This is a genomic window from Mesorhizobium sp. YR577 (assembly GCF_900116595.1).
Classification (GTDB): domain Bacteria; phylum Pseudomonadota; class Alphaproteobacteria; order Rhizobiales; family Rhizobiaceae; genus Mesorhizobium_M.
The window spans coordinates 33,324-48,251 of the sequence record NZ_FPBI01000034.1 but is presented as its reverse complement, the minus strand read 5'-3'; the positions used below and the strand labels follow the sequence as shown (position 1 = coordinate 48,251).

12 protein-coding genes and 1 pseudogene are annotated in these 14,928 nt (G+C 59.5%); 3 read left to right on the top strand and 10 right to left on the bottom strand.

All coding sequences use genetic code 11. From position 1 onward, the window contains the following. Positions 1-123: 123 nt before the first annotated feature. The 8 genes from BM413_RS33895 to BM413_RS29470 form a co-directional block, all read right to left on the bottom strand. Positions 124-732 carry an adenylate/guanylate cyclase domain-containing protein gene (locus tag BM413_RS33895; RefSeq protein ID WP_244538097.1) on the bottom strand — a complete coding sequence of 203 codons (609 nt, stop codon included), beginning with the start codon at positions 730-732 and terminating at the stop codon, positions 124-126. Positions 733-1,912: 1,180 nt separating this feature from the next. Further along, positions 1,913-4,144: a xanthine dehydrogenase family protein molybdopterin-binding subunit gene (locus BM413_RS29500; RefSeq protein WP_091918418.1), complete on the bottom strand. Its 2,232-nt coding sequence runs from the start codon at positions 4,142-4,144 to the stop codon at positions 1,913-1,915. Beyond that, complete coding sequence (locus BM413_RS29495) at positions 4,141-4,599, bottom strand: (2Fe-2S)-binding protein (RefSeq protein ID WP_091918417.1); 459 nt, start codon at positions 4,597-4,599, stop codon at positions 4,141-4,143. Before BM413_RS29495 ends, BM413_RS29500 begins: the two co-directional genes overlap by 4 nt. A 27-nt stretch (positions 4,600-4,626) precedes the next feature. Then, the gene (locus tag BM413_RS29490) at positions 4,627-5,046 is read right to left on the bottom strand and encodes a c-type cytochrome (protein WP_244538095.1); all 420 of its coding nucleotides are present in this window, start codon (positions 5,044-5,046) and stop codon (positions 4,627-4,629) included. A 14-nt stretch (positions 5,047-5,060) separates the two neighbouring features. Further along, a complete protein-coding gene (locus BM413_RS29485) occupies positions 5,061-7,217 on the bottom strand; it encodes a xanthine dehydrogenase family protein molybdopterin-binding subunit (protein ID WP_348272948.1) in 2,157 nt (718 codons plus the stop codon). Positions 7,218-7,247: 30 nt separating this feature from the next. Continuing rightward, entirely contained in the window at positions 7,248-7,718 is a 471-nt protein-coding gene (locus BM413_RS29480) for a (2Fe-2S)-binding protein (protein ID WP_091918415.1), read from the bottom strand. A 318-nt stretch (positions 7,719-8,036) separates the two neighbouring features. Then, positions 8,037-8,924 carry a LysR family transcriptional regulator gene (locus tag BM413_RS29475; RefSeq protein WP_280141872.1) on the bottom strand — a complete coding sequence of 296 codons (888 nt, stop codon included), beginning with the start codon at positions 8,922-8,924 and terminating at the stop codon, positions 8,037-8,039. A 401-nt stretch (positions 8,925-9,325) separates the two neighbouring features. Further along, entirely contained in the window at positions 9,326-9,988 is a 663-nt protein-coding gene (locus tag BM413_RS29470; RefSeq protein ID WP_091918413.1) for a hypothetical protein, read from the bottom strand. A gap of 559 nt (positions 9,989-10,547) precedes the next feature. Here BM413_RS29470 and BM413_RS29465 point away from each other — a divergent pair. The 3 genes and pseudogenes from BM413_RS29465 to BM413_RS32855 all read left to right on the top strand — a co-directional run. After that, positions 10,548-11,120: pseudogene (locus tag BM413_RS29465) on the top strand (ATPase, T2SS/T4P/T4SS family); the annotation flags it as partial. After that, entirely contained in the window at positions 11,101-11,538 is a 438-nt protein-coding gene (locus BM413_RS29460; protein WP_091918412.1) for a hypothetical protein, read from the top strand. The pseudogene BM413_RS29465 and the gene BM413_RS29460, both read left to right, overlap by 20 nt. Before the next feature lie 117 nt (positions 11,539-11,655). Further along, positions 11,656-11,976 (top strand): hypothetical protein, encoded by a 321-nt coding sequence (locus BM413_RS32855; protein ID WP_139238692.1) that lies wholly within the window; start codon positions 11,656-11,658, stop codon positions 11,974-11,976. Positions 11,977-12,203: 227 nt separating this feature from the next. Here the strand turns inward: BM413_RS32855 and BM413_RS29450 are convergent, their stop codons facing one another. Both BM413_RS29450 and BM413_RS29445 read right to left on the bottom strand, forming a co-directional pair. Beyond that, complete coding sequence (locus BM413_RS29450) at positions 12,204-13,232, bottom strand: DUF1254 domain-containing protein (RefSeq protein WP_091918410.1); 1,029 nt, start codon at positions 13,230-13,232, stop codon at positions 12,204-12,206. Between the two features lie 18 nt (positions 13,233-13,250). Beyond that, positions 13,251-14,597 (bottom strand): DUF1254 domain-containing protein, encoded by a 1,347-nt coding sequence (locus tag BM413_RS29445; RefSeq protein ID WP_244538094.1) that lies wholly within the window; start codon positions 14,595-14,597, stop codon positions 13,251-13,253. Positions 14,598-14,928 lie beyond the last annotated feature (331 nt).

The following is a 14,928-nucleotide window of genomic DNA, read 5'->3' as shown; positions in this document are numbered from 1 at the left end:
ACCCCCGCGGCTTCCTCCTTCCAAGGTTTGTCAACGCGGGCCGCCAACGCCGGCGGCGAACATCGCGATGCGGCCCGCATCGAGAAACCTTCAGGGGGGCGGAACGGCTGGAATCAGGACGAACTATCGAGAAGCGGCCCTCTCGAGAATACAAGATTGCTTTGAACTTAACTCTCGCAGGAAGTGGCTTTCCTTCGTGACGCCGGCCAGCGAAACTGTTCTCGACGTGACGGCAATAACGGCAAGGCGTTCCGGGAGGATTCCTCGTGCGCTCTCTTCCGTCCGCTTGGCCTGATTCACGGTGTCGCCGACAATCGTGTAGTCGGTTCTCCCCTCATAGCCGAGGTCGCCGACAACGACATCACCTGAATGCAGCCCTATACGAACGCGGCATCCATCGCTGCCCACATCCTTCCGGGCACGCAGATGAATTGACAATGTGTCGGCGATTGCGAGCGCACATTCGACGGCCCGCAGCGCGTGCTTTTCATCCTCGATCGGCGCGCCCCAGAATGCCATCAATCCGTCGCCCAGGTACTTGTCGATCGTGCCGCCATATTGCTCCACTAACGGGCCAGCCTGGCTGAATATACCGTTCAGGTAGGACGAAATCTCTGTCGCGCGGCGGTTTCGCGAAAATTCGGTAAAGCCCTCGAGATCCAGGAAAAGCACCGTTACCTCGCGCACCTGGGATCGGCCGCTCTGATCGCCAAGGTCGATGAGCCTGCGCATGAGGCTATTGGGTATGTAGCGCCTGATGGACGCCAGCGCCGCCGCCATGCGGCTGAAAGCCCGCGCCGTGCTGGCAATCTCTGAAATGCGGCTGGCGTTCCAGCGGCTGAGATCTGGTGCTGTGAAGTTCAGTTCGCCCACGGCCCGGGAAGCGTCGCCGAACGAGACGATGGGACGAGCCAGACTGCGGGCGACAAGTCGCGAAACCAGGATCGACACCACCAAGAGCGCAAGTCCGATCATCACGACGATCGAGGCCATCCACCGTTCGCGCTCAGTCGTCGAGGACGAAACGTAAAAACCCGCAACCATCTTCGCGTCGCTGGCAAGTGGAAGCTCCCGGTAGAAATAGGTGTAAGATCGTTCGTTCACACGTGTCCAATGGGTCTGGGCCTGATGCAACGCCTTGACCGTCGTCGTCGGCCGGGGCGCCGACCATATCGCGGCAAGTACGTCATCGCCGATCGAATGGATCGTTGGCAGTTCGACCGGAGTGTCGTCGCTTGCCGGCGCTGCGTTCATGTTCGGATAAGCGACGATGTCGAGGCGGTTCGAGAGAACAAAGGGGACCACTCCGAACTCGCTGCCAAGGCCGGAAAGCCGTGGCGAGAGGCCGTTGAGCGGCACTGAAGCCGTCAGCAACCCAAGCAGACTGCCATCCCGCCTCATCGGTGCGCGGTAGGTGATGACGATTTCGCCGCTTGCGTAACTGACGAACGGGGAGGACCACGTGCCGCTGCGGCCCCCCGCTGCTTTCGTGATCAGCTCTTGACGAAATTGAAGGCCGTCATCGTCGACGAGCAGTTGTCGTTCGCCGTCGCGGGACCATCTGCGCATCGAACCATCCAGAGACACCAGGGCGATGCCGCTGATATGCCGGTTGGCAGCCAGAAGACTCTCGACGAAGCTTCCAAGCTGGAGCGGATCACCCGTGGTTCCACGACGCGCGCCAAGGGCTTCCGACGCGCCGTCCATTGCTTCCGATACGGGTGTCAGCAAGCCCTCGATCGGGGTTACGACAGCTTCCACCAGCAAGTCTCCGCGATCCCGGAGCAGTCGGCTGGCGACGTCTTGTGTGCCCATATAGCCGACGAGTACGACAGGCAGTGTCGCCCCTGCAACCAGCGCGCCGAGTATGAGCGGTAGCAACCAGGCGATCGACCAGCGCCGGCGTTCGCTATCACTTGCGGATGCTTGTGCTGGAGTTTCCAGCCTGCTCACTGTTGTCCGTACCCGCGCCATTCGGTTGCTCAAAGTTATAAAGCGAAAGCGGTAGCCGTCGGATCCGTCGGCCGGTCGCTGCAAAGACAGCATTCGTCAGTGCCGGGGCGAGCGGCGGCAGGCCGGTTTCGCCGATCCCGCCCCATGGGCCGCCCCATCTCCCCATAGCGGGAACCAGATGCACGTCGATCTGTGGTGCTTCGTCGATCCGCAGATATTGATAGGTGTCGAAATTAGCTTCGACCATCCTGCCGTTGTCTACGGTCATCTGTCCATAGAGTGCCGCGGCGAGACCCTGGACGATTCCCCCCTGGATCTGCTGTATCAGTATGTCGGGATGCACCACGTAATTCGGATCCACCGCGCACGTCACGCGATGAACCCGCAGTCGCCCATCGGTGATCGAGATCTCTGCGACTTGCGCGCACCAGGCGTGGTCGCCCTGCACCAGCGCAATCCCTTGATGGTGTCCTTCCGGCGCGGCGCCCCACCCCGCACGTATGGCCGCCGCGTCCAACGTCGCCAAGGCGCGCGGATTGGCCGCCAGCATTTCCTGGCGCATTCCATATGGGTCCATGCCACGGACCTCGGCGATCTCATCGAGGAAGGCTTCGCGGAACCAGCCGTTTTGCGAGTAGTTTACGCCGCGCCAGAAGCCAACGGGAATGTGGGTCTTCCGCTGCGCGACCGTAACCTTCAATGCCGGAACCTCGTAGGGCATATCCTCCTCGACGAAGGCATCCATCAGTGAGTGGTCGACGCCGTCGCGGAGGAAGAACGGCGCAAGCGTTTCGCCGATCGATGACCCGGAGAGGCGGATCTTCCACGCGGTCAGGCGGCCGTGTGCGTCGAATGAGGCGTTCTGACGTGCGATCACCATCGGGCGATAGAAATCGTGGGTGAAATCCTCCTCGCGCGACCAGATCATCTTGATCGGTACGCCTGGAACCTGCCGGGCGATACGGACGGCTTTCGCGGCCCAGTCTTGCGCTAGCCCTCGGCGGCCGAAGCCCCCGCCGATGAGGCATTTGTAGACATGGACCTGGGTCTCGTTCATCCCCAATGCCTGCGCGACCGCGCGGCTCGTTCCCTCGCCATTCTGGGTGGGCGCCCAGATTTCGGCGCGATCGTCGGTCACCCGCGCCGTCGCGGTCTGCGACTCCATGGTCGCATGGGCCAGATAGGGCGCTTCATATTCCGCCTTGATGACCTTCGCGGCACTCGCCAGTTTCGCATCGGCGTCGCCCACATCGGCGCCGATAGCTGCTTTGGGATCCTCGCATCCATGCTGAAAAAGGACGCGCAGGGAATCGTTCGAGACACCGCTGCCGATGGATTCGTCCCAAGTGACAGGCAGGCTCTGGATCGCGAGATGGGCCTGGTACCAGGTATCGGCGACGACAGCGACAGCACCATCGTCGACCTGAAGCACGTGGCGTACGCCCGCCATTGTGGCGACTTTGTCTGCCTCATGGGAGACAAGCCGGCCCCCGATGGTGGGACACGCCTTGATCGCGGCATGCAACATGCCCGGCAGTGACGTGTCGATGGCGAAGATCGGCTCGCCAAACACCCGTGGCCTTGCATCGAGCCGACGCGCTGGGGTGCCCAGGAGCCGCCAGGCCTCCACCGGCTTGAGGGCGACCTCCGGAGGAACAGGCCGCGCCGAAGCGCCTCCGGCCAATTCGCCGTAGGTGAAGGTCCGGCCCGAGAGCGTGTGCGTGACGAAGCTGTCTCGCGCCGTGCATTGCCCGGGTGAGACACTCCATCTCTCCGCAGCTTCTGCGATCAGCATTTCCCTGGCCTGTGCGCCGGCCAGCCTCAGATACTCCTGCGAGGCGCGTACGGAGATCGACGTCGACGTGACCATGTCGCCCCAGGGCTTGTCCTTGTGGATGTTCTCGTAGGTGTCGCAATATTCCGCGCGCACCTTGGCCCAGTCGCATTCCAATTCTTCGGCAACCAGCATCGGCAAGGCTGTCATGATGCCTTGGCCCATGTCGCTGCGCGCCACGCGGATTGTGACGATGTCATCCGGCTGAATCGCGATCCAGGCGGTAATATCAGCGGAATTGCCCGGGACGGCACTCGAGCTCTGCGCCAATGCGCGTGGTGCGCCAAATGTCAGGCCGCCGGCGGCCGCCGCGATCCCGAAGAGAAACTGGCGGCGGGTTTGCATGAAAGCTGTCATCGCTGCAACTCTGTTGCTCGATGGATGGCATCGCGGATCCGCTGGTAGGTGCCGCAGCGGCACAGATTGCCGGACATCGCGCCGTCAATGTCGGCATCGGTTGGTTGCGGATTGGTGGCGAGCAAAGCCGCCGCCTGCATGATCTGACCTGACTGGCAGTAGCCGCACTGGGCAACGTCAACCTCGAGCCAGGCAGCCTGAACCGGATGCGGTCTCTCGGACGTTCCGAGACCTTCAATCGTCGTGATCTGCGAGCCTTCTGCATCGGCCAGCGTCGTAACGCAGGAGCGGACAGCTTCACCATTGATGTGAACGGTACAGCAGCCGCAGAGGCCAACACCGCAACCAAAGCGGGTTCCCATCAATCCAAGATGATCCCGGAGCACCCACAACAACGGGGTGGTGCTGTCCGCCTCGACTTCTCGCTGAACGGAATTGACTGTTAGAAGAGCCATTTTGTTCCTTCGCTCTTTCCGGTTGCTTCACTTTGGCCCTAGTGTTTTCAAATAGGCGATAAGATCCGAACGGTCCCGGGCCTGGGGAAGGCTTACCGTCATCGTCGTGCCCGGAAGAAAGCCGGCCGGCGCTGTGAGAAATCGATCGAGATTCTGTTCGTCCCATACGGTTTGGGCATTGCTCATAGCGCTTGAATACCTGGTTCCGGTCACGGAGCCCGCGGCACGGCCGATCACGCCGTTGAGTGGTGGTCCGATCCGGTTTTCACCGGTGATGGAGTGACAAGCGGCGCAACGGCCAAAGACAATTTTCCCATGCGCGGGATCGCCGTCTGCATGCGCCGACACGATCGTCATGGAGGCAAAGGCCATGACATGGAGCAGTCGACGACCGTCGAACGAACCCTGTTGGCGGGTCATTTTGGCCAATCGAGCAACGATTTTCATATCTTGCGATACCTTCAGACGGGGAGGAGACCGCTTTGGGCAAGCGGGAGATGGCGTATACGTTGGCCCGTCGCGGCGAAGACGGCATTCATCACCGCTGGAGTGGCCACGGCGATCGGTGGCTCGCCACCGCCACCCCAGAAGTCTCGTGACTGCAGGACGATGGTTTCAACTTCCGGCATATCGGCGAGTCGCAACACGCGATAGGTGTCGAAATTCGTCTGCTGAATGGCGCCACCCTTGACGTTACACTGGCCGTACAATGCAGCCGACAGGCCAAAGGCGCAGGCACCTTCGGCCTGGCGGGCAATCAGTTCCGGATTTACCGCATTGCCGACATCGATCGCAACGATCAGGCGGTCGAGCCGAACAAAAGTGTCCTTGAGCGAGACTTCGGCTACCGCTGCGACATAGCTTCCATAGCCATTGGCGACGGCAATCCCGCGATAGGTGCCCTCGGGCGCTGCCTGACGCCAGCTGGCGCGCTCCGCAACTGCTTCGAGCACAGCGCGGTGCTTTGGGCGTTCAGCCATCATCTCAAGCCTGAACTCGAGCGGATCGCGCCCTGCTGCATGAGCCATCTCATCGACAAAGGATTCGAAATAGAAGAGGTTCTGATTCAGGTTGACCCCGCGCCAGGAGCCGGGCCGAATCGATGGATTATACATGACATGGTCGATCAGCAGGTCAGGGATGCTGTAGCTGAGCGTTCCGTTCCCCTCTCCTATGTATAGCCCGTGGAAGACGCGCGGATCGTTACCATCGACAAGTCGATGCGGAGCAATCGAACCGGAGATCGATTGCCCCGAAATGCGCATGTGCAGCCCGGCGAGACGGCCTTTGGCATCGAGAGTCCCAGTCATGCGGCAGCGCGTAATCGGATGGTAGTAGTCGTGCGTCATGTCTTCTTCACGTGACCAGATCATTTTCACCGGCGTGCCGGGAATCTGCTTTGCGATCAGTACCGCCATCCGTGCATAGTCATGATACAGGCGCCTGCCGAACCCGCCGCCGAGGTGCAACCGGTGCACCTCGCAACTTTCGGCAGGCAATCCGCTGGCTTCGGCTATGGTTTCGAGGCAAGCACCGGCGTGTTGGGTCGGCGCCCAGATCTCACAGCGCTCCGGGGTGTAGAGCACAGTCGCGTTGATCGGCTCCATCGCGGCATGAGCCTGATAGGGATAGCTGTAGTCGGCGGTGATGACACGTTCGCTATTTTCGATCGCGGAAAGGGCCTCTCCCACCTCTGTGCCAACATAACCCCGTTCGTCATCGAGCCCTTCCTTAAGCCGATCCGAAATCGTCGCATCGCTCACTGCCGCGTGCGGACCTGGATCCCAGTCGATTTCCAGCGCATCCAGGGCCGTTTTGGCTTGCCACCACCGGTCGGCAACTACAGCGACTGCAAGGTCTTCGACGGACAGGATATCGCGAACCCCAGGCATCGATCTTGCGATATCCGGTTTGAAGCCGCGCAGCTTGCCCCCGAAAATCGGACAGGATCGGACGGCTGCATTCAGCATCCCCGGCAATGACAGATCGATGCAGTAGAGTTGCTTCCCGGTTAGTTTTTCGGGCGTATCCAGCCTTTTCAGCGGCTGGCCTGCGATCCGCCAGTCCTCCGGTTTCTTGAGGTGCACGCTGGCTGGCGCTTCCATCCTCGCCGCCAGATGGGCAACCTCTCCGAAGCTCACACTCTCGCCACTGGGTGTATGCCTGATGATGCCGCTCGCGACCTGGCATTCGCCTTGCGGAAATCCCCATTGCTTGGCGGCTGCGGCGACCAGCATCATGCGCGCCGCGGCGCCGGCCTGCCGAAGCGGCTCATGCAGTTCGCGGATCGAACCACTGCCGCCCGTCTGAAAGTCGCCCCAGATCTCGCCGCGGACAAGATTCTCCCTGGGCGACGCATATTCGGTTCGGACTCGAGCCCAGTCGCATTCCAGCTCCTCGGCTAACAATTGCGCCAGCCCGGTCAGCGATCCTTGCCCCATCTCAGATCGGGAAATTCGAATGACAACGTCATTGTTGGGATAGATCATTACCCAGCCGCCGAGCTCATGCAGCGTTTTTGCAGGGTCGGAAGTCTCGGCCGAAGCATGGGTGGCGAAGCCCAGCGCGAAGGTGCCGGCTGCCGCTGCAGTCGCCTTGAGGAAGCAGCGACGGGACATGGATGCAACTGCAGTCATAATGTCCCTCCGCTAGTTTTCGTTCTGCTTGGCAAGTTCCGCCGCCGCCTGCTGGATTGCGGTTCGGACCCTGTTGTACGTCCCGCAGCGGCAAATGTTGGTTATCTGCTCGGCGATGATGTCGTCGGTCGGGTGCGGATTCTCATCCAGAAGTGCAACCGCCGCCATGATCATTCCCGATTGGCAATAGCCGCATTGCGGTACATCGCCTTGCAGCCAGGCCTTCTGCACGGGGTGTGTGCCGTCTTCAGAAAGCCCCTCGATCGTGACGATCTTCTGGTTCGGCTCAATGGCGCCCACAGGCATCGAGCAGGAGCGGACAGCCGTGCCGTCTATATGCACAGTGCAGGCGCCGCATTGTGCGATTCCGCAACCATACTTGGTACCGGTCAGGCCCACTTGTTCGCGCAGCACCCACAAGATCGGGGTGTCCGCGTCCGCATCGAGATGATACGTCTTGCCGTTGATGTTCAGGGTGATCATCTTTTCTGATCGTTTTCGCTTTTGTTTCCCAAGCCGATGCAACCGACGGCAGGCGTTGGTTGCTCGTGGTTCGATAGCCGTAAGATCGCGGGCTTCGTTCATAGTGTCCAATTGAAAAGTTTCTTTCTGTAATAGGCATCTCCTATAAGAGCCGGAACGGCAGCTTTAGGTGCAGAAAATTCAGCTGCTTAAACGACCGCGCTACGGCGCCATGGCAGACACAATGGGCCGATTGTCCATGGGGTGGCCGGGCCAGGTCGCGTTATCTGATCTGCAGCGACAAATTGCATAGGATGCTGTAGCGCCGTTTCACCGGCGTCACCGCGAGAGCCGGCTACGGGCGATCTCGATCATCCCCTTGGCCGTGGCAGCTATCGTGTCCTTGCGCCATGCAAGCGAAGTCGCGAGTTGCGGTGCCCTGCCGGCGAGGGGACGATATACGACGCCCGGATGCCTGATTATTTCAAACGATCGGATGACAAAGCCGCATCCCACGCCTGCTGCTGCCAAGCCAATCAAAGTCGTCATGGCAGTAACCTCTTGCACGATCATGGGACTGAATCCGCCATCCGTACGGCAAAGGTGAATGATCTGGTCGTAGAGATTTGGACCCATTCGGCGTGGGTTGATGAGAAAGGGCTCCCGCGCCAAGCGTGAAACAGGAATTGCGTCCAGCAACGAAAGTTCGCTCGATGCGGGGAGAGCCAACACCAGATCTTCGGGCGGGAACTCGAGCTGAGCAAATTCTCCGTGTTTCAGCGGCGGGTGAAGGAGGGCGACGTCGATCTCATTGGACAGCATTCCTGCTTCCAGGCGTTCGGTTTCGGCGTGAACGAGTTCGATCTCGACTTGCGGGAAGTGCAGCCGGAACTGTTGGACGAGTTCCGGCATGGCGGCATACGATGTCAGGCCGGTGAAGCCGAAGCGGAGACTGCCGGCTTCTCCGGCCGCCGCACGGCGTGCGTCGTTGACTGCCTCGCGCGTATTGGCGACGGCCGAACGGGCACGATCCAGGAAGACCTTGCCGGCAGGTGTCAGTTGGACATGGCGACGATCCCGCTTCAGCAGGGCTGTCCCCACCTGTTCCTCGAGAACCTTGATCCTCGAACTGAGTGACGGTTGCGTGATGTTGAGCCGCAAGGCGGCGCGGCCGAAGTGCAACTCCTCGGCGATGACGACGAAACATTCGAGGGCTCGATAGTCCAGGGTTCGTCCTCCTCATGCCACACCTAAACCGAGGCTTGCAGTACAAGAAAACTGGGCGTTACCAGACCTCCAGTCAATTGGTCGCGGGCTGACACCCGACTCCGACCTTATCGGTGCGATGCTGCTGCTCGAAAAGAAGCACGACTTCGCCCGGATTAGTACATCCTGTGGCTGCCAAGCGTTCATCCATGAATGATGCGAGATGCTAGTATCGCTGCCTGCCTCACTGCCTCATGACGGTTCATGTCTGCTTCCGAGTGTTAGCGAAGACGCCGTTAGCGGCCGATATTGTGCGCGCACCGGTCTAGGCTGGCGCTGTCGTTAGGCCGAGATGACCAAGCGCAAGTGCGCTTCCGTTGTCTTTCGACCTCGCGAAATGGGACTGCGGCGGCGAGAACCTCTCATTCTGCCAGCATGTAATCCGCCACGCTATAGCAATGGCTCGCCTGGTAGGCGTTCCGTCCCCGGTTCATGTGCGTCAGGTTGAACGTCCGAATGGCGCGCAACACGCGGCGGCTCGCAAGGAATTTGCGGATCGAGACAGAGCCGCGCACATTGATGCCGAAAATGTCCGCACCGCTGGGGAAGAAATAACTGACGTCCTCTGGCATCGCGACGCTTTGCTCGAGAAAGGATTCGTCCACCCGGCCCGGTGTGGCAGAACGATCCGTCGTGAAATCCGAAAGATGCACGATGAATCTGGCGCGGACATCCTCACCCTCGGCATAGAGCGTGAAAAGCTCCATCCAGCTCGCATTGACGCGTATGAGCGGCTTGTCCTTGGTCGACGGGAGACAAGAAACCGACCAGTAGTAGCGCTCGGTCTTGCGCGGCATCGGAATGCAGTTTGGACCGTATAGCCCGAGAATCGCCAGCACTTCCCTTGCCTGCGGGCGACGAAGCAGCTTCTCAAATCGAGCGGCGTATTTGAAGCGCTGTTCCAGGGACTCTGAGCGGTCGCCCGCGTCCGGCAAGTCGGTCTTGCCTTCTATCCAATTGCACTGCTGCTCGAGATCAAGGAATTGCCGCACACCAGTGGTTTTCGGGCGAGAAGTCGTGCCCATGTCACGCGCCCTGCGAAATTCGTGTGCTCGTCACCGGCCGACTCCTATGTTCTCGCTTGGGCGGTTGGGAGTCTAAGCATCGCCAATGCGTCTCCGAATGATACGTCGCAGATGGAGAATTTGGAACTACTGCTCGACCACGAGGCGAAAGTTCCATCACCGTTCGCCGCCTTCGTGACGGCTTGACTTCAGAGTTGGCGTTGCCTGCTCTGCAGCGCTGCAAGCGGGATCAAGTTCGATCTAGCTGATGGCCGATCTGTTGTGCAAAGCAGTTATCCACATCGCGGCGGAGTTAAGTCGTCTTTGGGCCAACGCGGAAGCCCGCGTCGTGTCGCAAGTATCCAGATTTTTGAATCGGTTTACTCCTGAAATTTGCCAAGTCGCAGAATAGCGGTCTCTACAAAACCTTGGGTCGATCTGTTGCCACCCGCCGTTTTCCTGCATTTGCACGCTACGGTTCTACTACTCCCGAAACTTGTTGAACTGACCCCGTTTCGGGTTCTTTTAATCGTCCCCGATCCAGGGCCGGCTGAACGGTCCCTGGCCGCAAGGGGACGACATGGCGGCAACGCACCAGAAATCAGAGGCGATCACGCGGCGCGCGCGTATGCTGCGCACAGCCCTCGGCTCCGCCATTGCCCATTTTCTGCACGACCCGTCGATCGTCGAGGTGATGCTCAATCCCGACGGCCGGCTCTGGATCGACCGGCTCTCTGAAGGTCTATTCGATTCGGGTGAGCAACTGTCTCCCACCGACGGAGAGCGCATTGTGCGCCTGGTCGCTCATCACGTTGGCGTCGAGGTTCATTATGGCAACCCGCGGGTTTCGGCGGAATTGCCCGAGACGGAAGAGCGGTTCGAGGGGCTGCTGCCGCCAGTCGTTGCGGCCCCGACGTTCGCCATCCGCAAGCCGGCTATCGCCGTATTTACGCTCAGTGATTACGTCACTGCCGGGGTCATGACCGACATGCAGGCCGAAGCACTCCGGCGGGGCGTTGCCTCGCGCGCCAACATTCTCATCGCCGGCGGTACCTCGACCGGAAAGACCACCCTGACCAACGCGCTGCTGGCAGAGGTCGCGAAGACTTCCGATCGCGTCGTCATCATAGAAGATACCCGCGAACTGCAATGCATGGCCTCCAACCGAGCGATGCGAGCGCTTCTTCAATAAGTCCCTCGGCGGCGACATGGATATGGACGAGGTCGCATCGCTGTATGCCTCCGAATTCATAGCGGCTTCGCCTGCCGGAGTGATGACCGGAAAGAACGACGACAAGCTCAAGCAGGTCATGGCCAAAGGCTATGCGCATTATCGCGAAATAGGGACGAAGGAGATGCGCATACGTGGCGTCCGCATCTCCCCCATGGATGATCAGCACTGCGTGGCCCATGTTGCCTGGACGGCAATCTATGCCCGCAAGGATCAGCTGGACGTCGCAATAGATTTCGATGTCCACTACTTCGTCCAGAAGCTGGACGGAGAGCCGAAGGTTTTCGGTTGGGTATCGGGCGACGAGCAGGCGCTTCTGAAAAAGCACGGCATCATCTGACGTCCGTATTCGGCTCACAAGCGATCGGCGCGCATTCTTCATCGCGATCGCCACCGTGGTGCACTAGAGAAGGGCCGTTTCGAGTTCATTTCTGAAAAGGGTGGAGGGCCAGGGGATTTGCTCGCCTTTCTGGCCCCTTCTGACTTCAAAGATCAGAAGTGGGCTGAACGATTTCAGCGAGCCTTGCCGCGTGCAAGGGCACAGACGTCTTGCGGCGGTTTGGTGGAAATGGGTTTTCGATGTAATCATTTGCCGATGGGATGGCGATCAAACCTCGCATACGAAAGGGCTGAACGGGAAGAATGGCGGTGCTTCATCGCGGCGCAACCGTTGTGGCGGCGGATAAACATCTACGTCTGGCAGCTCCTCTTCTTCGCCGCCGCCGCCGTGATCCTGGCCGTTCCGTTCCTCTACCCGCTCGCCCGCTTCCAGCACTGACCGGCTGCTCGCGTCCTGCTCCACTGGCCAGCCACACTGCTTCGGCCACGTCGCCCGGGTCGTCAGCGTCGGACTGGCAAATGCTGCTGCCGCGAGATTGGTATCCCTGAATTCAGGCATAGACAGGCAGTGGCAAAAAGGTGGCGGCCGCTATTCTGCGTCTTCGAGCCCTTGATGCCTGCGTGTTCCTTCTGGAGCGCGCGGGCACTTTTGCGTTTTCATCGCTCCTAGCTTGCCGGCTGCGCCTCAGGAAACTTCCACGATTCGTCGAGGATTTCGGCGCGCGGCCTGTAGAGGCGCACGGTGTAATTCCAGCCTTTCATGATCGGCAGGCAATTCGCGATTTTTCCATCGCAGCCGCCAAACTGGATGTCGATCGACCCGTTTTCACTTTTCTCGGCGGTTATGTTGTTGAGTGAATAAGCGTCGTAGGGGTTTTCCTCGTAGTAACCTTGGGCGTTGTAGAGGCTGACCGACCAAAAGCCGTCGACGGGCACGTCCTTGACTTCCAGGTTATAGATCGTCTTGCCGTCATTTTTTCCCGGTGTGAAGTTGAGGTAGGTCGCATCCTTGTCCGGGTTGCCACCCCAGGCGGCCGCCGCGGCGACAAGACGCCGCACAGGATCGACCTCACCTCGCTTGCCGAAGGCATTCTTGAAGTCTGGAATGGTCGAGCCCAGAACGAGCAGCGCATCTCGTACTTGCTTTTGGCTTTCCTGGTCCCATTCGGGCGCTTCAAATTTTCCTGGCCCCCCTTGCTGCTCGACCTTTATCGCGTCTTGAAGCGCATGGACCTTCTTGACGTCCTCGGGATCTGCCGGATTGACTAGCGTGCGGAAGGCGGTGGCGACATAGCGCGTGCCAGTCTTAGCTTTGTCGAGCGTATAGGTGCCTGGACCGTAAACCACCTCGGGGACGTAGTGATCCTCGTCGATTACCTGCATCGACATGAATCGATCACCGGCGTCGGGGAGGGTGATGGTTACCGGCCCCGCATCGAGGTCAAATATTGCCGACGAGTAGAGCGTGTCGCGATTGAGCCGGATGACGGTCTGATTGTCGATTCTGGCCGGCTCGCGACGATGGTTGAGCTTTCCGATGCCGTCACTGTCCTTGATTATATTGGCGAAATACAGGTCTGATTCCGCGCGGACAAAATTGTCGACGGTCACCGGCTCGGCACCCGCCGAATTAGCCGTGAGTGCGGGCAGAACCGAGAGCGCGACGATGAAAACTGCCGAGAGCTTTGTTCTCATTTCAACTATCCTTATTGTTCAGTTCAGCCGGTCAAGTGGGGGTGCCTTCCATTTGCCCTCCAGCGCTTCCGGCTTCGGCCAATAGAGCCGCATTGCCATGAAGAACGGCCCGGAGGGAGAAGGTAGCCAGTTTGCCTCCAACTCGCTGCCTGGCGACTCGTGCTGCACATAAAGCGTCAGCCCACCATCCGCGTCCTTCTTCAGGTTCGGCAACATCGGCGAATTGATCAGGTATCTGTTCAACTGGTTGGCCGACAATAGGCTCCGCGGCAGTTCGTAGAGCGTTAGCGACCAGAACGCGTTGACGGGCGGCAACTCGCCGGGCGCGAAGTGAATCGTATAGCGGTTTGCACCGTCCGTCGGCTTCTTGTCCGCATCGACGAAGTAAACGGGATAGATCGCCTCATCCTTTGAGTTCCCATAAATGCCGAGGACAGCCCCGGACATGCGGTCCAGATAGCTGCCATGCAGGAATTCGCGCGTGCCGAAGCTGTCCGCACTGGTCCTTTTGCCCGTATCGAGCTCGGTTTCCTTGAACTCCTTGAAGGTGGCCCAGGCATCGGCCATCCCATCCTCGAGCGCCTTGCGGATTTCAGGCGCTAACGCATCCGGATCGAACGGCTTGCCGGCTTCAATGCCGAGCTTGGCAAAACGCGCCCGCAACTCGATCTCGGACGGATGGACCGGGCCGAACTGCATGACGAAGTTGAGGTCGTTGAAGAACTTTGCTGAGGTTTTCTGCTCCTCGGGGGTGAGCGGTGTCATGAAGTCGATCGCTGGCGAAGCAGCAGGGGCGGATTGACCGAGAAAGGCGGACAGGGGCTCGACCTTGTACCCTGCCTGAATTTTCTTGACGTTTTCTATGTCGTCGGGACCGAAAAGCTGTGTCCGGTAAAGAAGGAACGCCAGTTCGGTTTCCGAACGTATCACCTCCTTGATCCCTGCCGGCTTCTCACCCTGCCAATTCGGTCCGGCCAGCAAAAAGCTGCCCGCACCGTTTCCGGTCGCGCGGCTGCCGACATAGGAGAAGTTGAACGTGTACATGTCGATGAATTGGATCGAATAGTAACGGCCTTCTTCCACCTGTGGTACGGTCAGCACCATGGGTTCCGTCCTCAGGTCAGCTCCGACAAAGGAATATGGCGTATCCGAATTAGGAGTCTGGATCGCTTTGTCGTCGGGCGTATAGACCCGCGCCGTGTTGTGGATTTCATTCCAGCCGCCTTTGTACTCGGGATTGTTACGGTCCACGAAGTAGGAATGCTGGATGCGGTAGCTGTCCACGAGCGGGAAGCCGTAGATATAGGCTTCCTTGGCAATAGCGCGAGCTTCGTCAGGACTGATCGATTGGGCGTGCCCAAGCATGGGAAAAGCTACGAAAAGTAAAAGCGCAGATATAGCCGCTGTCAGAATGCGGTGCATTTCTCCACCTCTTTTCCGAGACAAGTGCTGAAGCTGCCGGAATAACTAAGTGGATTTCAGAAGGATAGTTGGACCTTGGCCTCATGGAACTGCGCGTAGCGGCAATCCGCGGGCGAAAAGGTTCACTCCATATCCGGCACTTCGCCGGCCATAAACAGCGTCCTTGATGCTCGTCATATCTTTCGGCTTATGTTTCGTCCCAAACCAAATTCCTGACCTAAGTTAGCTCTGCCGGTTTCTCTTAGTGGTAGTGCTTTGAAGGTTGCGTGCCTTG

Bases quoted from the DNA above. Each gene is read 5' to 3' on its own strand.
- BM413_RS29445 (WP_244538094.1), bottom strand. From the start codon at position 14,597: ATGCTTGGGCACGCCCAATCGATCAGTCCTGACGAAGCTCGCGCTATT.
- BM413_RS29500 (WP_091918418.1), bottom strand. From the start codon at position 4,144: ATGACAGCTTTCATGCAAACCCGCCGCCAGTTTCTCTTCGGGATCGCG.
- BM413_RS29470 (WP_091918413.1), bottom strand. From the start codon at position 9,988: ATGGGCACGACTTCTCGCCCGAAAACCACTGGTGTGCGGCAATTCCTT.
- BM413_RS29485 (WP_348272948.1), bottom strand. From the start codon at position 7,217: ATGTCCCGTCGCTGCTTCCTCAAGGCGACTGCAGCGGCAGCCGGCACC.
- BM413_RS29480 (WP_091918415.1), bottom strand. From the start codon at position 7,718: ATGATCACCCTGAACATCAACGGCAAGACGTATCATCTCGATGCGGAC.
- BM413_RS29495 (WP_091918417.1), bottom strand. From the start codon at position 4,599: ATGGCTCTTCTAACAGTCAATTCCGTTCAGCGAGAAGTCGAGGCGGAC.
- BM413_RS33895 (WP_244538097.1), bottom strand. From the start codon at position 732: ATGCGCAGGCTCATCGACCTTGGCGATCAGAGCGGCCGATCCCAGGTG.
- BM413_RS29490 (WP_244538095.1), bottom strand. From the start codon at position 5,046: ATGAAAATCGTTGCTCGATTGGCCAAAATGACCCGCCAACAGGGTTCG.
- BM413_RS29450 (WP_091918410.1), bottom strand. From the start codon at position 13,232: ATGAGAACAAAGCTCTCGGCAGTTTTCATCGTCGCGCTCTCGGTTCTG.